Annotated in this window: 22 protein-coding genes; 21 read left to right on the forward strand and 1 reads right to left on the reverse strand. The window is 49.9% G+C overall.

Annotated features, from left to right (window positions below; genetic code table 11):
- Window positions 1-159 precede the first annotated feature (159 nt).
- The 18 genes from PBOR_RS16885 (at window position 160) to PBOR_RS16970 (ending at window position 18,396) form a co-directional block, all read left to right on the forward strand.
- Complete coding sequence (locus tag PBOR_RS16885; RefSeq protein ID WP_042213556.1) at window positions 160-609, forward strand: MerR family transcriptional regulator; 450 nt, start codon at window positions 160-162, stop codon at window positions 607-609.
- Between the two features lie 4 nt (window positions 610-613).
- Window positions 614-1,054, forward strand: coding sequence for a GNAT family N-acetyltransferase (locus PBOR_RS16890; protein WP_042213557.1), 441 nt, complete (start codon window positions 614-616; stop codon window positions 1,052-1,054).
- A gap of 63 nt (window positions 1,055-1,117) precedes the next feature.
- Complete coding sequence (locus PBOR_RS16895) at window positions 1,118-1,627, forward strand: GNAT family N-acetyltransferase (RefSeq protein ID WP_052429515.1); 510 nt, start codon at window positions 1,118-1,120, stop codon at window positions 1,625-1,627.
- A gap of 168 nt (window positions 1,628-1,795) precedes the next feature.
- Window positions 1,796-2,923 carry a phosphodiester glycosidase family protein gene (locus PBOR_RS16900; protein ID WP_042213559.1) on the forward strand — a complete coding sequence of 376 codons (1,128 nt, stop codon included), beginning with the start codon at window positions 1,796-1,798 and terminating at the stop codon, window positions 2,921-2,923.
- 123 nt (window positions 2,924-3,046) lie between these two features.
- Window positions 3,047-3,979 (forward strand): LysR family transcriptional regulator, encoded by a 933-nt coding sequence (locus PBOR_RS16905; protein ID WP_042213561.1) that lies wholly within the window; start codon window positions 3,047-3,049, stop codon window positions 3,977-3,979.
- A 15-nt stretch (window positions 3,980-3,994) separates the two neighbouring features.
- Complete coding sequence (locus PBOR_RS16910) at window positions 3,995-5,110, forward strand: 5-methyltetrahydropteroyltriglutamate--homocysteine S-methyltransferase (protein WP_042213563.1); 1,116 nt, start codon at window positions 3,995-3,997, stop codon at window positions 5,108-5,110.
- Between the two features lie 468 nt (window positions 5,111-5,578).
- The gene (lysS, locus tag PBOR_RS16915; RefSeq protein ID WP_042213566.1) at window positions 5,579-7,132 is read left to right on the forward strand and encodes a lysine--tRNA ligase; all 1,554 of its coding nucleotides are present in this window, start codon (window positions 5,579-5,581) and stop codon (window positions 7,130-7,132) included.
- 94 nt (window positions 7,133-7,226) lie between these two features.
- Window positions 7,227-7,946 (forward strand): YebC/PmpR family DNA-binding transcriptional regulator, encoded by a 720-nt coding sequence (locus PBOR_RS16920; protein WP_042213568.1) that lies wholly within the window; start codon window positions 7,227-7,229, stop codon window positions 7,944-7,946.
- A 137-nt stretch (window positions 7,947-8,083) separates the two neighbouring features.
- The gene (locus tag PBOR_RS16925; protein ID WP_042213569.1) at window positions 8,084-8,263 is read left to right on the forward strand and encodes a hypothetical protein; all 180 of its coding nucleotides are present in this window, start codon (window positions 8,084-8,086) and stop codon (window positions 8,261-8,263) included.
- A 191-nt stretch (window positions 8,264-8,454) separates the two neighbouring features.
- Window positions 8,455-8,889 (forward strand): NUDIX hydrolase, encoded by a 435-nt coding sequence (locus tag PBOR_RS16930; RefSeq protein ID WP_042213571.1) that lies wholly within the window; start codon window positions 8,455-8,457, stop codon window positions 8,887-8,889.
- A 122-nt stretch (window positions 8,890-9,011) separates the two neighbouring features.
- A complete protein-coding gene (locus tag PBOR_RS16935; protein ID WP_042213573.1) occupies window positions 9,012-9,776 on the forward strand; it encodes a TSUP family transporter in 765 nt (254 codons plus the stop codon).
- Window positions 9,777-9,799: 23 nt separating this feature from the next.
- Window positions 9,800-10,234, forward strand: coding sequence for a GNAT family N-acetyltransferase (locus tag PBOR_RS16940; RefSeq protein WP_174479818.1), 435 nt, complete (start codon window positions 9,800-9,802; stop codon window positions 10,232-10,234).
- 2 nt (window positions 10,235-10,236) lie between these two features.
- On the forward strand, window positions 10,237-11,409 hold the full coding sequence (locus tag PBOR_RS16945; protein WP_042213580.1) for an alanyl-tRNA editing protein: 1,173 nt from the start codon (window positions 10,237-10,239) through the stop codon (window positions 11,407-11,409).
- Window positions 11,410-11,539: 130 nt separating this feature from the next.
- The gene (locus PBOR_RS16950; protein WP_042213582.1) at window positions 11,540-13,111 is read left to right on the forward strand and encodes an ABC-F family ATP-binding cassette domain-containing protein; all 1,572 of its coding nucleotides are present in this window, start codon (window positions 11,540-11,542) and stop codon (window positions 13,109-13,111) included.
- Window positions 13,112-13,247: 136 nt separating this feature from the next.
- The gene (locus PBOR_RS16955) at window positions 13,248-15,599 is read left to right on the forward strand and encodes an FtsX-like permease family protein (RefSeq protein WP_042213584.1); all 2,352 of its coding nucleotides are present in this window, start codon (window positions 13,248-13,250) and stop codon (window positions 15,597-15,599) included.
- Between the two features lie 43 nt (window positions 15,600-15,642).
- Complete coding sequence (locus tag PBOR_RS16960) at window positions 15,643-16,419, forward strand: ABC transporter ATP-binding protein (protein WP_042213586.1); 777 nt, start codon at window positions 15,643-15,645, stop codon at window positions 16,417-16,419.
- A 23-nt stretch (window positions 16,420-16,442) separates the two neighbouring features.
- Window positions 16,443-17,123, forward strand: a complete 681-nt coding sequence (locus PBOR_RS16965; RefSeq protein ID WP_042213588.1) for a response regulator transcription factor — start codon at window positions 16,443-16,445, stop codon at window positions 17,121-17,123.
- Entirely contained in the window at window positions 17,110-18,396 is a 1,287-nt protein-coding gene (locus tag PBOR_RS16970) for a sensor histidine kinase (RefSeq protein WP_052429516.1), read from the forward strand. The genes PBOR_RS16965 and PBOR_RS16970 overlap by 14 nt, the downstream gene beginning before the upstream one ends.
- Before the next feature lie 97 nt (window positions 18,397-18,493).
- Here the strand turns inward: PBOR_RS16970 and PBOR_RS16975 are convergent, their stop codons facing one another.
- Window positions 18,494-18,697 carry a TOBE domain-containing protein gene (locus PBOR_RS16975; protein ID WP_042213590.1) on the reverse strand — a complete coding sequence of 68 codons (204 nt, stop codon included), beginning with the start codon at window positions 18,695-18,697 and terminating at the stop codon, window positions 18,494-18,496.
- Between the two features lie 206 nt (window positions 18,698-18,903).
- Between PBOR_RS16975 and PBOR_RS16980 the strand changes: the two genes are divergently transcribed.
- The 3 genes from PBOR_RS16980 to PBOR_RS16990 all read left to right on the forward strand — a co-directional run bounded on the left by PBOR_RS16980 (window position 18,904) and on the right by PBOR_RS16990 (window position 21,687).
- Window positions 18,904-19,716 (forward strand): GNAT family N-acetyltransferase, encoded by an 813-nt coding sequence (locus PBOR_RS16980; RefSeq protein WP_042213592.1) that lies wholly within the window; start codon window positions 18,904-18,906, stop codon window positions 19,714-19,716.
- Between the two features lie 15 nt (window positions 19,717-19,731).
- Window positions 19,732-19,911: a hypothetical protein gene (locus tag PBOR_RS16985; protein ID WP_042213595.1), complete on the forward strand. Its 180-nt coding sequence runs from the start codon at window positions 19,732-19,734 to the stop codon at window positions 19,909-19,911.
- A 792-nt stretch (window positions 19,912-20,703) separates the two neighbouring features.
- On the forward strand, window positions 20,704-21,687 hold the full coding sequence (locus tag PBOR_RS16990; protein WP_042213597.1) for an aldo/keto reductase: 984 nt from the start codon (window positions 20,704-20,706) through the stop codon (window positions 21,685-21,687).
- Window positions 21,688-21,694: the final 7 nt, after the last annotated feature.

The following is a 21,694-nucleotide window of genomic DNA, read 5'->3' on the forward strand; positions in this document are numbered from 1 at the left end:
TCCCATTGTCCAAATGTATATCTGCAAACGGTACGTGTCCCGGAAATCGGGTTCTGAAGCGGGGATTCCACTTCCGTGCGAGTTGCATTACAATAAGCCTATCGCCTTCGTGTTACACGAAGTCAAGCGGTCTCATCATTTTTACTAGGAGGATCATACATGCATACAGTCAAAGAAGCCGCCCGGATCACGGGACTCACCGAGCACGCTGTACGCTTTTATACGGATAAAGGGCTGGTACCCAGCGTACAGCGAAACGGGAATAACATCCGGCTGTTCAACGAAGAATCGATCAACTGGCTGCATGGCGTCAGATGTCTTAAGCAATCCGGAATGCCGATTGAAGTCATCAAAACATACGTCGATCTCTGTCTCGAAGGGGATTCGACCATTCCGCAACGCAGCGCACTCATAATGGAGCATAAAGAAGCGGCGCTCATTAAGCTCGAAGAAGCCAAACGGCATGTTGCCCATCTGGAACAAAAAACAGCCCTTTATCAGGACATTCTGGCCCACCGCTCACCAGACACGACCAATCCCGGCAATTGGGCTGAAATTCAGCATATGCATGCTGATGTGTTTTACTCGGCTTCTGCTAGGAAGGGGTGAGGAGATGAATTCTGTTGCAAATGTAAGGCTGGCATCTTTAACCGATGCTGAAGAACTTTCTAGACTAAATCAAGAATTTAACGGTGGTGTAAAAAGATCCCCGGCTAAGATAATTGAACATTTAAATATAAATCGTAACGAATGGATTGCCGTAGCAGAGATAAGTGGCAGAATCGTCGGTTTTGGCTGTGCCCAAAGCTTGTATTCATTCTGCTATGATGAACCATATGGAGAAATTACCGAACTCTATGTAGAAGAAGCTGCCCGAAGACAAGGAATTGCAATTGCATTGATTTCTTGTCTGGAAGAAAACCTTAGAAAACGCGGAGTAAGAAGTATGAGGGTGCTGACCGGTAGAAGGAATGCTGCTGCCATTAGGACGTATGAACATTGCAATTATGTTAAAGACGATGAACAGATGTTAAAGAGAAACCTGGAGGATTAAGGAAATCTTCCTGCTACAATGAATGGATGCATATAAATATCCCGGAAGGAATGAAATATACTTATGAGCGTACCTATACTTGTCCGTCGAATGATGTCCAGTGACATTGGAATGATTCACGGCGGGCTAACTCCACATGATGTAAGCAAGCCGTTAGAGTATATTGAATATTGCTGGGAGGAGAACCAATTAAACAAACGGAGTACGCTCTTAGTATTTCATGAGACGGAGTTTGCAGGTTGGGGGCATGTCGTTTATTCACCACAGTACCCTTACTTTGCTCAAAACCAAATTCCAGAGATTCAAAATTTCGATATTATTCCTCCCTTCAGAAAACGAGGGATAGGAAGTGTATTAATTGAGGCGCTTGAAGCAGAGGCGTTCGCTAAATCGGATACGATTGGTATTGGCGTTGGATTATATGCCAGCTATGGCACTGCACAAAGGATGTACATCAAACGCGGGTTTATCCCCGATGGCCGGGGAATGATTTATGATCACTTGCCCGTTGTTCCCGGAAACCAGGTTCGGGTCGATGATGAGCTTACACTATATTTAACAAAATCAAAGTGAGAGCGGGATATCCTCGTAAGCTACTTGTTCACTTCTATCACCAGTTTACAGATAATGGACAGAGAATTGAACAAACTGAAACTTTTAAACTTGCGTATTCGTCTATTATGGAATATGTGAGTTTATAGAATTATACAACAAAGGTTTGTTTAGGGAGGATATCTAGAAGTGAATTCTTCATCATTACCGCAACGTTCCACTGTCCGCAAGAAGAAGAAACCGGCCCGCAAGCGCAAGAAAAGAGGTTTTTTTCGTACAGTTTTCAGAGTGTTTATGTTCTGCTTCATCTTACTGATTGCAGCCGGAGGCTGGCTCTATCTCGCACCGTCTGCCCAGAACACCCGCTATTTGATAGCGGATACGCTAATTACGACACAACACCGGTATATGGCCAAATATATTATTGGTGAAGATGAGCTCAAGAACCGCGTCAGCGAATATACCGAACGGTTTCAGGAGATGGGCAATGAGGTGGACACCCATGTGATTGAACCGGACCCCGTGGTAGAGGAAGAACAAGATAAGCCGCTGGTCGAGATTGAAAAGGTGAATGGCAGCGGGTACGCAGGTTATGTAATGATTGTAAATGATCCGAAGAAGGTTCGCCTCGGTGTACCTAATAAGATCGGTTCAGGGGAAAAGGTATCCAGTATGGTGGCGCGGACAGGGGCAATCGCCGGGGTGAACGGTGGAGGCTTCGCCGACCCGAACTGGAAGGGCAATGGCTTCAAGCCGATCGGGCTGGTCATCTCGCAAGGGAAGCTGTACTATAACGGACTTGGCGGCAAGAAGTCTACACAGATTGTAGGCCTGGACAAAGAAGGCAAAATGATTGCCGGAAACTACACATTAGATGAGCTGAGCAAGATGGGTGTGCAGGAGGCGGTTACTTTTCAGCCGCGGATTATCGTGAACGGCAAAGGCCAGATCAAGAATGCGGCTGAAGGCTGGGGGATCGCCCCAAGAACGGCTATGGGCCAACGGGCGGACGGTGCGCTGATCTTCGTGGTCATCGACGGGCGGCAGCCGGGCTACAGCATCGGGGCGAATCTGTATGATGTGCAGCAGATTATGCTGAAGCATGGTGCAGTAATCGCAGCCAATCTGGACGGGGGTTCATCCACTGTACTGGTGAAGGACAACGAGATTCTCAATAAGCCTTCTTCACAATACGGGGAACGTTATCTGCCGACCGCATTCCTGGTGTTTGAAGATCCCGGGCAGGCGGATATCAAGAACATCTGGGAAGGGCTTGATCCGTCCAAAATCGATGCAGGCAAGAAGCGGACCCAATAACTTCTGCTTTGCTTATCACGCCTTATAATCCCTGGTAGATTGGGTGCGGCAAGGTGTGGTAGGATAACTATTAAATTCTTATTTGTTATATAGGTGAATTCCTTGATCAGAGGGGGAACAGGTTTGACATTGCAGCAGCTCCGCTACGCAATTGAGATTGCGAACAGCGGCTCGATGAACGAAGCGGCCAAAAGGCTATTTGTGTCACAGCCCAGCCTCTCGAATGCTATCAAGGAGCTGGAGAGCGAGCTTGGCATTACCATCTTCGAACGCAATAACCGGGGGATCAGCATCTCGGCGGAAGGCATGGAATTTCTGGGCTATGCCCGGCAGATTATTGAACAAACGGAGTTTATGGAGAACCGCTATACCGGCAAGAAACGCAGTCCGATCTACTTTTCGGTATCTACTCAGCATTATGCGTTTGTTACGGACGCTTTTGTGAAGCTGATGAAAGAGAGTAAGGTAGCCGAATACAATTTCAGCCTGAGAGAGACGCAGACCTATGAGATTATCGAGGATGTGCGTACCCTGCGCAGTGATATTGGTATTCTGTATATTAATGAGAGCAACTATAAGGTAATGAACAAGCTGTTCAGCGACGGAAACCTGAAGTTTACCCCGTTATTCAATACGAATCCGCATGTATATGTGCGGGCTGGACATGTGCTGGCCGGTAAAGAGAGAATTACCATTGATGATATTCTTCCTTTTCCGTATATTACTTTTGAGCAGGGGGATAACAACTCACTGCACTTCTCGGAGGAAATGCTTAGCTTCACGCAGATTGAGAAGAATATTAAAGTTACCGACCGCGCCACGCTGACTCATCTGCTGCTCGGAAGCGATTCCTATACCGTGGGCACAGGGATCATGGCCTCGGGACTGAATGATGCGGGGCTGGTCACGATTCCTTTTGACAGCAAAGAGGTGTTCTCTGTCGGCTGGATTGCCCACAAGGACCGTAAACCGAGCGAGATTATGTCGGGGTATATTAACATTCTGAATGATCTGGTATCGGATAATTATTTCGAGCTTGAATCTTTCTTACTATAACAGCAGGAGGGACGTATGATTAGTCCAGTTATCGGATCGACAAGAAATGCACCGCCCTTTCGCTATGACATTGTCGGAAGCTTCCTGCGGCCAGAGGCGCTCAAAGCTGCGCGCAGCCTGCACGCTCAGGGTGAACTGACCGACGCGGAGCTGCGTGAGATTGAGAACATTGAGATTGCTAAGCTGCTGCAGCAGCAGAAGGCACTGGGTCTGCGAGCCGTAACCGATGGGGAGTTCCGCCGTTCCTGGTGGCATCTCGATTTCTTCTTCGGAATTCAGGGGACACAGAAGATTACGCTCGGGCCGGCAGGCAGCTCCAAGGAACCGGTGAACCGGGCAGAGAGCTTTAAGATTACCGGTAAAATCGCCTTCGGCGACCATCCCATGGTTGCCGATTTCAGCAGCTTGCAGCAGCTGGCCGGAGACACGCTTGCCAAAATGACCATCCCCTCACCGGCGCTGTTTCATTTCGTGCAGGATTACAACGGAAACGACGTATACTCGGATTCCGCAACGTTGTATGGGGATATCATCCAGGTGTACCGGGATGCGATTCAGGCCTTCTATGATGCCGGCTGCCGGTATCTGCAGCTCGATGATACCACCTGGGGAACACTCTGCAGCGGCAAACACCGGGCGCATCTGCGCAGCCGAGGTGTCGATCCCGACCAGCTGGCGAAGGACTATGTCCGGCTGATCAATGAGAGCATCGCTGCCCGCCCTGCGGATATGACGATTGCATTGCATGTATGCAGAGGCAATCTCCGCTCCACCTGGTTTGCTGCCGGGGGCTACGGGCCGGTTGCTGAAGAGCTGTTCGCCGGCGCCGAGGTGGACGCGTTCTTCCTGGAATATGACAATGAACGTTCCGGTGATTTCGAACCACTGCGCTTCATCCGGGGCCAGTTCGTCGTTCTGGGACTGGTCACCACCAAACATGGCGGTCTCGAGAACAAAGAGCAGCTCAAAGCCCGGATCGCAGAAGCGGCACAATATGTGGATATCAATCAGTTATGTCTCAGCACCCAATGCGGCTTCGCCTCTTCCGAGGAAGGGAATATCCTGACAGAAGAAGAGCAGTGGGACAAGCTGCGGCTGGTGATTGAGACGGCGGATGAGGTTTGGGTGTAGATCACAGCGTTCCCGTAAATATGAAACAGAGTTATTGACAGAAACAACCTGCCAGGAGTAATATTGCTGATAATAACTTACCTACACACAAGCGATGAAGAGAAGAGTAAGCAGGCGGCAGCGTTCACAGAGAGCTCCAGAGTGGTGAAATGGGGCAGCGAAGCGCCTGAGCTGAAAAAAGTCTCCGAGCTGCATATGGAATCGGGCGCAGCGCCCGAGGATGGTATGCCGGGATCTCCCGTTACAGAGATAGGGTATAAGCGTAATGGCCGTACCCGAAGAGGCGGGCCTGGCAACATGTCCGCGAACAGAGGTGGTACCACGAAGCTTATTCAAGCTCTCGTCCTCAAGATAACAATCTTGAGGGCGGGAGCTTTTTTGGCGTTTCCGGGTAGCCGGGCATCGTCTCCAAAGTCAAACAGGCTCCACATACGCTCCATATTAACTAACAGTAGAGGTGATTTGCCAATGCATTGGGCAGAGAGAATAGCAAACCAGTTAATCGTGAACCATCCGGAGCGGCAGACTTTTGTATGTGCATCGGGGATCAGTCCGTCCGGTTCGGTCCATATCGGAAACTTCCGCGAGATTGTGACTACAGCGTTTGTAGCCAAAGCACTGCGGCGGGCGGGGAAGGAGGTACGGTTCATTTTCTCATGGGATGACTTTGACCGGTTCCGCAAGGTGCCGAAACATGTGGACCCCGCGTTCGGACAATATATAGGCATGCCGTATTCGCAGGTTCCCTGTCCCTATTGCTGTCATGCTTCGTATGCGGCCCATTTCGAGGCGGAGTTTGAGCAGGCGCTGCGGGCGTTTGAGATCGAGCCTGAATTCATCTATCAATGCCGGGAATACCAGTCGCACCGTTATAATCCGGCAATCCTGCATGCCCTGCGCCACCGGGAAGATATCTACGATATTCTGATGTCGTTCAAAACAGGCGAGAGCTTTGCGGCAGACCGGGCAGCATTTTATCCGGTAAGTGTTTATTGCATTCAATGCGGTAAAGATGATACTACCATTGAGCATTTCGACGGCAGCGCAGAGAACGTGGTGTATAGCTGTAAGTGCGGTCATACCGATATCGTAAGTATTCCGCAGGCAAGCAATATCAAATTGCATTGGAAAATCGACTGGCCGATGCGCTGGAACATGGAGCAGGTGGTCTTTGAGCCCGGAGGCCGTGATCACTCGTCTGAAACCGGAAGCTATAATGTGGCCGCAGTAATCTCGGAGAGAATCTTCGGCAATCCGCTGCCTATGTATGAGCCCTATGAATTCATCAGCATTAAAGGCAGCTACTCCAAAATGTCCAGCTCTTCAGGGCATAATTACACACCCGATGATCTCCTGAACATATATGCCCCGGAGAATATCCTGTTCCTGTTCGCCAAATACCAGCCGAATGCAGCTTTTCATATCGGGCTGGATGAGGATGTGCTGCGCAATTATGCGGAGTTCGAGCGATATGCTGCGGGAGTTCATGCCGGGACATTAACAGGTGATCTCGCAGATGCTCTGAAGTTGTCACTTCTAAGCGGCTCTACCGGAACGTCTCCGAGTTTCAGTCAGGTGTCCAGTCTGCTGCCGCTGATCAACTTCGACCGGGGACTGCTCCGGGACATTCTCACCAAGAACGGTGAGGAGTCAGATGAGCATCAGCTGCTGCTGACGGCGGACCGGGCGGAGCACTGGATCAGAAACTGGATGCCGCACAAGCTGATTACGGTCAATCCTTCACCGAACTTAGCCTATTATCATTCACTGGACGCGGCAGAACTGAAATGGCTGCGAACCCTCTGCACTCTGCTAAGAAACTGTGAGCTGGACGAAACGCAGAGAATGACTCAAATCTACGCCATCTGTCATCATGAGGACAAAAAAACGATGCGGACTCAGCAAAAAAGGCTGTTCACTATCATCTATCAGCTGGTTCTGAGTGCGGATGAAGGCCCGCGTCTGCCGATGCTTATTCAAGCTGCGGGGACGGACCGTATGCTGTCTTTACTGGATTTATGAATGGAGACGGACGGCCCTTTACGGGATATATCGAACAGAGGTATAATATACAGGACTGTTTTTAATCAAATGTTGGAAAGCGAGCGGTAACGATATGGGTCGTAAGTGGAATAATATTAAGGAAAAGAAAGCATCCAAGGATGCCAATACAAGTAAGGTCTACGCTAAGTTCGGTGTAGAAATCTATGTTGCTGCGAAGAAGGGCGAGCCTGATCCGGAATCCAACCGGGCGCTGAAGGTGGTTCTGGAGCGCGCCAAAACTTACAATGTGCCGAAGGCGATTATCGACCGCGCACTTGAAAAGGCAAAAGGCAGCGGCGACGAAAATTACGTGGAGCTTCGTTATGAAGGCTTCGGTCCAAGTGGTTCGATGATCGTAGTCGATGCGCTGACCAATAACGTTAACCGTACAGCTCCGCTGGTACGCTCCACCTTCAGCAAGAATGGCGGCAATATGGGCGTCAGCGGTTCGGTAACGTATATGTTCGATCCGACAGCGGTAATTGGTGTGGAAGGCAAATCTGCGGATGAAGTCATGGAGCTTCTTATTGAAGCAGACCTGGATGTCCGTGATGTGCTGGAAGAGGATGAAGCAGTGATCGTGTATGCCGAACCCGACCAGTTCCACGCTGTACAGGAAGCTTTCCGCGGCGCAGGCATTACGGAATTCACCGTAGCCGAGCTGACTTTGCTGCCGCAGAACTACGTGGCGATTCCTGAAGATGCACAGGCGCAGTTCGAGAAGCTGATTGATGCGCTCGAAGAGCTGGACGATGTACAGCAGGTCTATCACAACGTGGATTCGGAAGAATAGAATAGCTGCTTTGCTAAGCGGACAGGCTTATTTCAGGCTTGTCCGCTTTTTTATGCCGTAGTGCCATGAATATTCCTTACTGTTTTTTGCCAAAATAAGCCGAACCGAGCAGCACACAACTTAGAGGAGGCTATACAATGGCAGATTACACAGAACCGGATAAGAATCTGGTCAATACCGTCAAGGAGCTTGATCAGGACCCGGTCACCAGCCAGGAAGCGCAGCAAATAGAACAGAAGAAGAATGACATCCGCAAGGAATCCCTGAGGGATGACAAAACGACCTATAAGAAAAATGAGCAGAATACGTATAAATGATCTATTCCTGTTAATGTATCAGGGGCCAAGCGGGCGGTGAGGGCAACCTCACCGCTTTTTTGGCTTTCAATGAAGTAGACAGTACCATTCCCGTCTGACAAAGCTCAGCCTGATATGATATAGTCGATTATAAATATGCAAACTAATGTTCTCGTATATTAATTGGCTGAACTAACAGGAGGGATTACGACATGGAACCGTTCCGGTTATTGACTGTAGTACATGTATTTCTGATCAAGGATGGGCAGATATTGCTACTGCGGCGCTCGAATACAGGGCATCACGATGGAGAATACGGTCTGCCTGCGGGCAAGCTGGAAGGAGGAGAAGAGCTTCATTCCGCCGCCATCCGTGAAGTCCGGGAAGAATGCGGTGCTGTTATCGCTCCATCAGACCTTGAAATGCTCGGTGCGATGCATATCCGGACTTCCGGTAATGAACGGATTGATTTCTTCTTCAGAGCGGAGCATTGGAGTGGTGAGATTAGCAACACCGAGCCGGATAAATGCGATGATCTGCGCTGGTTCCCGCTGGATGATCTTCCTGATAATATGATTTCTTATGTAAAGGAAGCCTGGAGCAAGTTCAGGGAGGATGTCTGGTTTGCTTCACATGGCTGGGCGTGACAGGAGTAACCGGAGCCGTGCGCATTTTCACAAATCTATGGTGCATCCCGCCAAAATTGTGTATGCTGAATGAAGTTTACTGAAAACAAATGTAAAGTACATAGCAGGAGGATTTCCGCAGGATGGAAGATTGGACGATTGGCATGGTGGCAGTATTGGTGCTTTGCGGTTTTTTGGCCGGATTAATTGACTCCGTAGTGGGCGGCGGCGGACTGATTGCGATTCCCGCACTGCTGTCCGTAGGGATTCCGCTTCCTCTGCTGCTGGGCAGCAGCAAATTGGCCGGGTCGATGTGCTCGCTGACCAGCACGGCCTCTTTCGTACGCTCCGGCAAAATCAATTTCAAGCTGATCCGGACACTGATTCCGTTGTCCATCATAGGTGCGGTGGCCGGTACACTTACCGTCCGTCAGGTACCTTCAGAGTTTCTGAAGCCGCTGGTCATTGTGATGCTGGTAGTGATAACGGTCTATACGTTGTTCAAAAATGCATGGGGAGATGTATCCACTTTCTCCTCAAGCAATGGCAGAACAAGGCTGATCGGGATTATTGCGGCACTGGTCATAGGCTTCTACGATGGCTTCTTCGGACCGGGAACCGGATCTTTTCTGATCTTCGCTTTCCTGATGATGGGCTTCGAATTTGTTACGGCCGCCGGTAATGCCAAAATGCTGAATTTCGCCAGCAACATCACGAGTCTGCTTACGTTTATTGCCCTCGGTTCCGTCAGCTATACCCATGGGCTGATCCTGGGCATTCCGATGGTGATCGGAGCTATTGTGGGCTCCAGAATAGCCATCCGTAAAGGCGCGGCGTATATCCGCCCGCTATTTATAACAGTTACTGTTATATTGATCGGCAAGCAGATATGGGATACGATGCATTAAGTACATATATTGGAGTGGATGAGATGGAGATCAGGATCATACAGAAAGAAGAAGCATGGAAACTTAGGCATGAAGTGATGTGGCCGGAGCGTGAGCCGGATTACATCAAGCTGGCGGATGATGAGCAGGGCGTGCATTATGGGCTGTATCTGGGAGAGCAGCTGGTGTCAGTGTTGTCCCTGTTCATTAATGGTACAGAAGCACAGTTCCGCAAGTTTGCTACGCTGGAGCTGGAGCAGGGTCTGGGCTATGGCAGCAGACTGCTGCAGACAGTGCTGAAAGAAGCAGAGCAGGCAGGGGTACAGCGGATCTATTGCAACGCTAGAACCTACAAAGCAGGCTTCTACAAGAAATTCGGAATGCAGGCGACAGAAGAAGTATTCAGCAAGGGCGGCAAGGACTACGTTGTAATGGAACGGTTCTTCGGTCCTGCTGAAGCTGCGAACGGAGGAGCATAACCATGACTAAGAAGCTGTATTATGAATCGGCTTATTTGAAGGAATGGAATACGTCCATAAGCGGATCGGTAGAGCGTGAAGACGGAGTGTATGTGACACTTGTGGAGACAGCCTTCTATCCCCACGGGGGCGGACAGCCTTGTGATACAGGGTACATAGGTGAACTTCCGGTACTGGATGTTGTGCTGGAGAATGATGAGGTGCTGCACAAGGTAGCGCAGCTTCCTGCACATACAGAGGTTAACTGCAGAATCGACTGGAACCGGAGATTCGACCATATGCAGCAGCACAGCGGCCAGCATCTGCTGTCGGCGGTCTTCCGTAATTTATACCAGGCCATGACACTCAGCTTTCACCTTGGCAGTGACTATGCCACGATTGACATCGGGCTGCCGGAACTGTCTGCTGCACAGATGGCGGAGGCTGAACAGGAGGTCAATCGGCAGATTTACCTGAACCGGAGCATTGTCAGCTACTTCGTAACAGCAGAAGAAATGGCCAAGCTGCCGCTCGTGAAGCTGCCTAAGGTGACAGAGGATATCCGCATTGTGGAGATTGAAGGTGTCGAACATAACGCCTGCGGGGGGACGCATGTAGCTTCAACAGGAGCCATCGGCATGATCAAGCTGCTGCGCTCCGAGAAGCAGAAGGGCAATATCCGGATCACTTTCAAATGCGGAAGCCGTGCACTGGATGAATTCAATGATAATGTGCGTATTCTGGGGCAGCTGTCCGCCAGGTTCAATACCGGTAAGGACGAAATTATCGACCGGATCGGCAAATGGGAGAATGACCAGAAGCTGGTGCTAACTGAACTGGCGGCGCTTAAGGAACAGAACGATATCTATCTGGCCCGGGAGTTATTATCCGCCATGGAACCAGGCAGCCGGGTGATTACGCATATCTCCGACACCAGAACGCTTAAGGATTTGCAGAGCCTGGCTGTGAAGCTTACGGCGCTGACCGACCTTCCAGTTCTGCTGCTGAGCGCGGCGGAGAATAAGGTGGTGCTCGCCCATAGCGGAGCTGCGGAGCTGTCCTGCGGAGCCTTCTTCAAGACCCACTTGGGCGAGTATCAGGGAAAAGGCGGCGGCAGCGACAAGCTGGCCCAGGCCGGCTTCCCGGCATGGGATTCAGCAGTGGCGTTTTATAATTTTGCCAAAGGACTATTCTAATTTCAAGGTAAAGGGCCGCGGATAGCGGCCTTTTGTGCAGCCGGAGAACGGTAATGCGGATTTAGTGTTATAATCACCTCTGTATGCTGACAGATTCATTCTGATTTTAGGAACCAGAGGGGCGATAGGTTTGAGTGTAATACGTATGGAGAACGTGACTAAGAAATATGAGGATACAATGATCTTCAGAGATATCTATTTCCGTGTAAGCAAAGGTGAACGCATAGGTCTAATCGGACGCAATGGTGCTGGTAAATCAACTGTATTTAAGCTGATCATGGGGCAGGAACAGCCTACGGCCGGAAAAGTGGAGCTGGACCCAAAGGTTAAGATCAGTTATTTCTCCCAATTCTCGGAGCTATCCGGGGCCTTGTCTGTTCAACAGGAGCTGGAGCTGTGCTTCGGGCAGGTGACCCTTATCGAACAGGAGCTACATCAAATTGGGGAACAGCTGGGGCAAGTAACGGATGATAACCAGATGAATATCCTGTTAGAACGGCAAGCGGAGCTTTTTGAACAGATGGATCATTTGGATGGCTGGAATGTCTCGGTGGAGATTAATACGGTGCTCACTAAACTGGGGTTTGACGAGAGATCACGGCATCAGCCTGTAGACGAGTTATCGGGGGGATGGCGGAACCGCGCGGCACTGGCCAAGGTCTTAATTGAGGTACCCGATGTTGTATTACTGGATGAACCTACTAACTTTCTGGATATGGAAGGAATCGTATGGCTCGAGCAGTGGCTGCACCGTTTCACCGGGGCGATGCTTCTGGTCTCACATGACCGGCAGTTTATTGACAGAGTAGTTACACGGACCATAGAGATCGAGAATTATCATTTCCAGGAGTACGAAGGCAATTATACCGATTATGTTCAAAAAAAGAAGATGCGCAAAAAGGTACTCGACCGCCAGTTTGAATGGGAGGAAGAGCTCCTGCTTATGGAGTCTGAAGCCATTGATACCCGGGGCCGTAAAAAGTCTCCCAAAGACCGCCTGTCGCGCAAATTGACGGAAATTAAAAAGCGGGTGGAGCCGCATCCGGTGAATGTTCTGATTACCGATATTTATAGTAATTTGCGTTTTCCGGACAAGCTTGCTGAAGTGAAGGGGGTTGGCCAGACGTATGATGGCCGGACTATCTTCCAGAACATCAGCTTCGACATTCAAAAGGAAGACCGGATGGTCATAGTCGGCCCTAACGGAAGCGGGAAATCGACGCTAATCAAGGTGTTGACGGGTCAGGAAGAGCCGGATTCCGGGGTTGTGACCTGGGAGCGAGGTGTCAGTTACGCGTATTTCAATCGTATGTGGGACGAGCTTGATCCTAAAGATACAGTAAGCCATGCGGTTAATGTGTATGGTCTGGGACTCGAAGCGCCGCGGAAAAAGGTGAACAAATTCCTGTCTATGCTGCAGTTCTCGGAAACGGATTTGAGTAAGAAAATCGGTCATCTATCCGGGGGCCAGCAGGCCAGAGTAGCGTTAGCGAAATGCCTTCTCTCCGGTGCTGCTGTGATCATCCTGGATGAGCCTACCAATCATCTGGATCTGACCAGTATTCAAGTGATGGAGCAGGCACTTATTCATTTTCCCGGAGCGGTAGTTACCGTCAGCCATGACCGGTTCTTTATTGATAAAATAGCGACGAAGATGCTTACCTTTGACCCGGAATCGGGGATCACTGAGCAGGACGTTTAGGTTAGGAGTAAGCAGAGGGCTATGGATTATTCCGTAGCTCTTTTTTTGCGCGGACTTCTTTTGCAGCGACTTAAGGATTATTTAATATTTGCCCCGCTATACTCAGGACAGAGCTTGACGAAAGGAGAACAACATTGTGTTCCTGAAAATACTTAAAAAAGATCTGTGGCGTAAAAAAGTGATGAATACCGTTCTGCTGGTACTCATAATTCTGGCTTCAACGCTCGTAGCGAGCAGCTCCAGCCTGATGTATTCAACCTCAAGTGCCCTTACCAGCTTCATTAGCAAGAGCCGGGTGGCTGATCTTAATATCACGCTGGCGGATACTCCCGAATTCAACGGGGCAGTCCAGGACTGGGTTAAGAATGAGCAGAAAGTGGAGACATCTTATACGGAGAAACAAATCAGTCTGTCACTGGAGCAGATCAAGATGCCTGAGGGGCGAACTAGCTTTTCCGGCAATACGAGTCTTGTGCTGGCGGCTATCCCGGAACAGGTAAATCTGATCTTCGGGGAAGACAATGAGCCCTATACTATTCAGCAAGGGGAGATTGGGCTGCCTACAAACCTGATGCTGACTAGCGGCATCGAATCCGGAGACCGAATCAGCTTCCAGCTTGAAGGGATCACGAAAAATTTTACCGTCAGCGGTTACTTCAAGGATGCATTCATGGGTTCGAATCTGCTGGGTCTCAAGCGTATGGTAATCTCCGCAGAAGATTTCACCGAAATTGAACAGGCGGTCCCGGAGAATTCCCGCGTGAACTTATGGAGTTTCAACGCAGTTCCGGGTATAGCGGCAACTGAACTGTCCGGAGCCTTTGCCGGTGCAGATCTGCCGATTAACTTCGAGGTCGACAAGTCACTCGTTGCGATGTCCTACATGACCGACCGGATTATTTCCGCGATGATGTTTGCAATCAGCCTTTTCCTGATCTTCATAGCTTTCCTTACACTGCGGTTCACGATTGTCTCCACACTGCAGGATGAGTACAAGGAGATCGGTGTGATGAAAGCGATTGGTTTCCGGAATCAGGCGATCAAACAGCTCTATTTAACGAAATATATGGGTCTGTCCTTGCTTGGCGGCATCATCGGACTTGGAATCAGTCTTCCGCTTACAGAGCTGATGTCCCGCAAGACTTCGCAGTATATGATCCTGCCAGGCGGCATCATCAGCATTATTATATCCGCGTGCAGCACTGTGGCCATTATAGGATTCATCCTGCTGTTCTGTTTGCTCTGTATGCGCAAAATAAATAAGGCTTCGGCTATTGACGCCATCCGGCAAGGCCAGACCGGGGAACGCTTCAAGGCTTCCCGCAGAATTCATTTACATAAAAGCCGATTCCTGCACACCGCATTCTTCCTGGCGCTGAGCGATGTGCTGAACCGGTTGAAGAGCTACACTTCACTCATTCTAACGCTAGTCCTGAGTACAGCGATCATCCTTATCCCGGTTAATCTGACCAATACGATCGTTACCCCTAAGTTTTTGGAGTATTTCGGCACAGTCGGAGCAGATTTCTATACCAAAACGGAAATGGTAGAGAAGTCCGTGGATGAGATTCAGAAGGAAAAGGCGGCAATCAGCAAGAAATTCCGCGAGAATGGCTTCGAAGTAACACTCACCGCCAATTATGCGCTCATGATCAAATATATCGCTGATGACGGTCAGGATAACCGGAGGATTAACGCCCAGAAGAATGATCAGGACGAGTCCATTCCATATCTGGAGGGCACTGCCCCTATACTCAAGAACGAAATTGCCATTACGACCATCATGTCCGAAAAGTATGGCAAGAAGGTGGGGGATAATATCCAGTTTGAAATAAATGGGGAAAGAAGCAATTTCATTATCAGCGGACTGTTCCAGAGTATCTCTAACGAAGGTTATGGGGTCTGGATTGCCCGGGATTACAACCCGCAGATTGTAGCAGCTTATCTGTTCTCAGGCAATATCAATGCCCCGGAAGAGCAAAAGGCGGAGATTATGAAAGGAATTCAGAGTCAGTTCAGCGGGCTTAACCTCAAAACAGGTATGGAGATGCTGGGCGAGATCACTGGAGGTTTCATGGGCCAGCTGCGCAGCATTAATGCACTGCTGACTGCAATTATCTGCATTATTACGTTCTTCATTACCAGTCTGTTCGTAAGGCTGTTGATCACCAAGGAAGTACACGGCATCGCGGTGATGAAAAGCATCGGCTTCACGAATTCAGCCATCCGGCTGTGGCAGGTGCTGCGCATTCTGATTATTATGGCTGTCTCATTAATCCTTGGTGTGATCGTAGCAAATACCCTTGGAGGACGTCTGCTCGGTCTTATCTTCCGGATATTCGGTCTGACGAAGCTGGACCTTACGATCGTTCCACTCCAGGTCTATCTCTTCTATCCGCTGCTCATCCTCGCTGTCGTCATGCTGGCGGTATACACCAGCTGCGGCCAAATCAAGCGTGTGCAGATCTGGAACATGAATAAAGAATAAGCTAGAGCGAACTGCAATCATTAACACAAGGAGGAATACAAATATGGCAGCCGTATTGGAAGTAACCAATCTATGCAAAACCTATATCGTTAATAAAGGACAGAATAATGTCCTGCGGAATATCAATCTTACACTTCATGAAGGGGAGTTCGTGTCGGTGATGGGACCTTCCGGCTCGGGCAAATCGACGCTACTCTATACCGTCAGCGGAATGGACCGGCTCACGGCGGGGGAAGTGGTGTTTGACGGACAGAGTCTCTCGCAGCTCTCCGAGAAAGGTATGGCTGATCTGCGTCTGCATAAGATGGGTTTTATCTTTCAGCAGATGCATATGCTGAGCAATCTGTCCGTTTATGATAATATCATTCTATCGGGCTATCAGGCCTTATCCGGGAAGGGAAGCGGGCGCAGCCGCAGTGATGTCAATCAATACGCCGATGCGCTAATGCGGAAGCTGAACATTATTGAAACGGCCGGGCATGACATTACGGAGGTATCCGGCGGACAGCTGCAGCGGGCCTGTATATGCCGGGCACTGATTAATGAGCCTGCGATGCTATTTGCCGATGAACCGACTGGTGCACTTAATTCGAAAGCTGCACAGGAAGTAATGAATGAGCTGTGCCGGATCAACCGTGAAGGGACCACGCTGATGATTGTCACCCATGATGTGAAGGTAGCTGCACAGAGTGATAAGGTATTATATATGGTGGATGGCAATATCCAGGGGGAGCATGTCCTGGGCAAATATTCACCGGAACAGGGTTCGAGGGAACGTGAACGCAGCCTGACGGGCTGGCTGATGGAGATGGGCTGGTAACAGGCAGCAGGAGGAGAAAAGCCGTGGCGGATATTCTGATCATTGAAGACAATGCGGAGCTGGCGGAGGTGATTAGGGATTTTTTGCAGGTGGAGGGGTATTCTGTATTCATTGCAGCCTCCGGTGAAGAGGGATTGGCATATCTGGAGACGCATCCGGTCAAGCTGCTGCTGCTCGATATTATGCTGCCGGAGCTTGACGGCTTCGCCGTCTGCAGACTCGCCAGGGAGAAGTTCAATCTGCCGATTCTGATAATGAGTGCACGCCATGGGGATGACAATAAGATTATTGGTCTTGAGCTTGGTGCGGATGATTATCTGGAGAAGCCTTTCTCGGTCAACCTGCTGACAGCCAAGGTCAAAGCACATCTGCGTCGAAGCTATGAGATGAACGACGATAAGCAGCTGCTGGCAGATGGTGACCTTACGATTAACCGCACCTCAATGATGGTATATAAAAGCGGTCAGCAGCTCGGAATGACGGCCAAGGAATATGAGCTGCTGGTACTGCTGATGAGTAATAAGGGAAAGGCTCTGCGCAAAGAGTGGCTGTTCCAACAGGTATGGGGAGCAGACAGCTTCAGTGAGCCTTCGACGCTGACGGTACATATGAACAAGCTGCGGGACAAAATCGAACTGAACCCCAAAGAGCCGAGGCGGATTGTAACCGTCTGGGGGGTAGGGTACAAGTATGAAGGCATATAACAAACTGATTCTCTGGACAATACTCACCGGGCTCATCGTGATTGCCATTCTGAATGGATATGTATCCTACCGGGAAATACGGGAGCCCGGCAAAGCTTACCGGGTGGAGATCAACCGGATTATTGATCAGGTGCAGCGCGGGGTGCCGCCGGAAGAGATTATATTTACTCACGGAGATTATACATACGTTAACGGGTTAAGCTGGATAGATCAGGGGGCGGAGGCCCAGGCTGTTGAGCGGTTTTTTGCCGGAATAGGTGTAGCGGATTCATACGAATTCACAGTCAAACCTGTCTATCTGGAGCAGCAGCTGACAGGGTATTTAAGGTTCTCATACCGGTTGCCCGGTGCGGATCACAGCGTATTCCTAATCCTGAATGTGTTCCTGCTGGCGGCGCTTGGGGCGGTGACTGCACTGCTGTTCTATATCCGGAAGCAGATTCTGGAGCCGTTTCACACCTTACAAGAGTTGCCTTACGAGTTATCCAGAGGCCAATTGAATACAGGCATGAAGGAGCACCGTAGCCGGTTCTTCGGCCGGTTCGTATGGGGACTTGACCTGCTGCGGCAGACACTGGATACCCAGAAGCAGACCAATCTCCGCCTGGAAAAAGACCGCCAGACGCTGGTCGCCTCCCTGTCGCATGAGCTCAAAACACCTGTTGCCGCAATCAGGCTGTACGCTAGTGCTCTAGACGGCAGCCTCTATGACAGCGAAGAGAAACGTCAAGTGGCCGTCAGGCTGATTGGCCAGAAAGCGGAGCAGATTGAGCAGCTGATCGGTGAGATCATTACAGCCTCAGTCTCCTCGCTGCAGGATATTGAGATCGTCCCGGGAGAGTTCTATATAAGTGATTTGAACAGGAAGGTTATCCAGGGTCATAAAGAACGGTTGGAGCTGCTGAAGATTGAGCTGGAGACGGGGCCCTATCAGGACAAGCTGCTGCAGGGCGATCAGGATAAGCTGCTTGAGGTGATTAATAATCTTATCGAGAATGCGATAAAATACGGCGACGGCAGGCGCATCAGTATGACCTTCCGCGAAGAGGACTACCGCCAGCTGATCGTTATCGAGAATTCGGGCGAACCGCTATTGCCGGGCGAGCTGCCTTATATCTTCACCAGCTTCTGGCGCGGCTCCAACGCGGAGGGGAAGCCGGGTAACGGCCTCGGCCTATTCATCTGCAAGCAGCTGCTGCAGAAGATGGGCGGCGATATCTTCGCTAAGCCGCTGGAGCATGGGATGCGGTTTGTGCTGGTGCTGCGGTATTGAACCAAAAGACCTGATCAGCGGCGGATAGCCGGATCAGGTCTTTTGACGTGCGGGCGTGTACAGGCTATGAGCTTACCCGGCGCAAGCCGTAAGCCGGTTATGCCAACAGTAATACGGAAGAAGCTTTGATAATTGCAGTAACAGGAGAGCCTTCCTTAAGTTCCAAATCACGCAGCGCTTCTACTGAGATAATGGAGGTGAGCTTCTGGCCTCCGGTATCTACCACAACCTTCGCATTGACTTGTCCCTCTTCAATCGACACTACAGTACCTTCAAACTGGTTTCTGGCGCTGATCTTCATGATTTCACGTTCCTTTCATGTGTGGAGTATATTGATTCTATTTAGTGGTTCTGGATGTTTGCAAGCAGAGAGATTTAATACTGAATATATCTAAACAATACTAAATATATTGATATTCTACAAGTTATTCACTACTGTTGTCGGTAAATAGCATAATAGAGTATTATTGTAAACGGAAACATCGATTGTATTGGAGGTTTAATGAGATGATTGAGCTGAATTTTGAGGATTATCCTGCGGTTGAAGTTTTTTTTGCCGGTAAGAAGCAGCATATTCCCGCATTGTCAGTCTTGCAGGGGAATTATCCCGGGCGGGTATTTGCCGATGATGCAGCTTCACCCTCCCTTGCCGTGGTCTGGGCTACAGGGAGATGGATGTATGCAGCCGGTGATATCACTTCAGAGCTGAACAGGATGAAACTGACAGCATTTTTGCAGACCCAAGTGATTCCCGGCTGCAAGCGTCGGCAGGAGAACTGGTTCGAGATATACACAGATGATTGTGACGCGTGGACGGCGTTATTTACACCTGGATATGCCGGATTGAAGGTATACAGACATATGGAATCTGTATATGAATTCAATCAAGCAAAATTTAATCAGCCTGAGGGCAAGGTTACGGAGGATGCTTCAGGTAGCGGCGTGACCGTTGACTACAGGGAATTTCCTGTTCTGGAGGATTATGAAGAGGAATTGTCCGGCATACATAACCGGTTTCGCAGCCTGACAACCACCGGAGCTGTGGTGAAGGTAGAGGGCCAGGCAGTCTCTGTCTGTAAGAATAACGGCTTCACCGTTAACAACAGTTATTTCATTGATGTGGATACATACTCAGAAGCTGAGCGCGGCAAAGGATACGCATCGCTAGCCGCCCGGTCACTGATTGGTTATTACCTTGAGCGGGGCCAGCTTCCGTTGTGGGAAACCACACATGAGAATACCGCGTCACATAGGTTAGCACTGAAGCTGGGATTCGAGCCTGTGGAGAGCTATCCGGTGTTTGCTTTTGTATTGGAGTGACAGGAGGAGAGCATTATGAGAACTTTTGGCAGAGGTATGTTGTATTCCATAATCGTTGTAGTAATACTGCTCGCTATTTCGTTCATTATAGGAGATACCGTTACGCTTCCCTGGTTTGTCTTCATTCCTTTGGTTCTGCTTGTATGGGAGCTGGCCTTCTGTCAGTCGAGAAATGAGGACCGTTCTACCGGATAGAGCTATAATGTTGTGCCGGGATTTAGTGAAAGGCTGTGCTCCGTTATAATGGAGGCGGTCTTTTTTGATATGCAGGAGCAGGCGCATATAAGTAAGGAAGCGGACTGAGAGGACCTTATTACCAGTAACACTTGCCTCCGGCGGTAAAGTTTGGTTGGGCTTCAGCACTTTCCCCAGGCGGAGCGCAGATTAACATAACTCACCCAATCGGATTGTTGTACTAAATACAAGATTTCAAGTGAATTGAGGGTAGAAAATCAAAAATGTTGTACTTTTTGCAAGAATTCGTACGATTTGGCAGATAATCGGACTGAATTTTTGCATTTTATGCAGTATTTCCGGTAGAATGCCTGGATAAAATCCGGATTGTTGTACTTCGTACAGGATTTCCGGCGTCTGCCTGTAGCGAACCCGAAATATGGAGTTGTGTGCAGGAATTTTGGGCACATGCCCAGTACACTTGCAAGAAACCTAACATCAGATCAACGGAAGACAGGGGAGGGTGAACGGACTGGATTTGTATCTAAAAAAGGCCGCACGAAATCCACACCAGCCCCAGCACATTTATTAAAAATGGTTTTGGAATTGCTTACATGAATCGGCATCGGCGTACAAGCGGAAGAACTGTAAGACCCGTTGAATCGTTTGTTCGGGAGCCCCAATAAAGACTGGAGTGACATAGTTATCAGAGACTGGACCTTCTCGCGCAAACCATTCATAATAATAAGGTCAGTTGTTAACGGTTCCATAGGGTTCACTACACTAACTATACTCATAAACGGAGGTCTTTCGATGAAATACCGCAAGCTTGGAAATACAGGCCTGTCTGTAAGTGAAGTCAGCTTTGGCACTTGGGCGATTGGCGGGGACTGGGGCACCAGCAGGGATGAAGACGGGCTTAAGGGCTTACAGCTAGCGATGGAGCAGGGGGTTAATTTCTTTGATACTGCTGACGTATACGGCTCCGGGCATGCGGAAGAGCTGCTGGCCAAGGCAACCAAAGGCAAGCAGGATGATATACATATTGCCACCAAGTTCTGCCGTGCCGGTGATATTCATGACCCGGATAACTACTCTGCGCGCAGAATAAGCGAATACTGTGAACAGAGTCTGCGGCGGCTTGAACGGGAAGCGATTGATCTGTATCAGATCCACTGTCCGCCGATTGAAATCCTTAGAGACGGCAGTGTCTTCGAGGCGCTCGACCAATTGAAAGCCGAAGGTAAAATCCGCCACTATGGTGTAAGTGTCGAAACTATCGAGGAAGGGCTGCTATGCCTTGAATATCCGGGAGTGGAGGCGCTGCAGGTCATCTTCAATCTGTTCCGCCAGCAGCCTGCACTGGAACTGCTGCCGCGCGCTGCTGCCCATGGCGCTGGTATCCTGGTGCGCCTGCCGCTGGCCAGCGGACTGCTGACCGGCAAGTTCACGGAGACCACCACGTTCCAGGAGAACGATCACCGCAACTTCAACGCGAACGGCGAGCAGTTCAACGTCGGCGAGACCTTTGCCGGCCTGCCGTTTGTTACCGGTGCCCGGCTGGCCCGCAAGCTGGAGTGGATCGCTGAAGGACGCGGCAATATGGCCAGAGCCTCCATGCGCTGGATTCTGGACCATCCGGCAGTCAGCTGTGTGATTCCAGGGTTCAAGAACGAAGCTCAGGTAGCGGATAATCTCGCTACATTAGACGTGCCTTCCTATAGTTCAGCTGACATGGAGCGCCTAAGTGCATTTTATCAGGCTGAGGTTGCTCCGCATATCCGCGGAGGTGTATAGCAGCACC

Source organism: Paenibacillus borealis, from assembly GCF_000758665.1.
GTDB lineage: Bacteria > Bacillota > Bacilli > Paenibacillales > Paenibacillaceae > Paenibacillus_AQ > Paenibacillus_AQ borealis.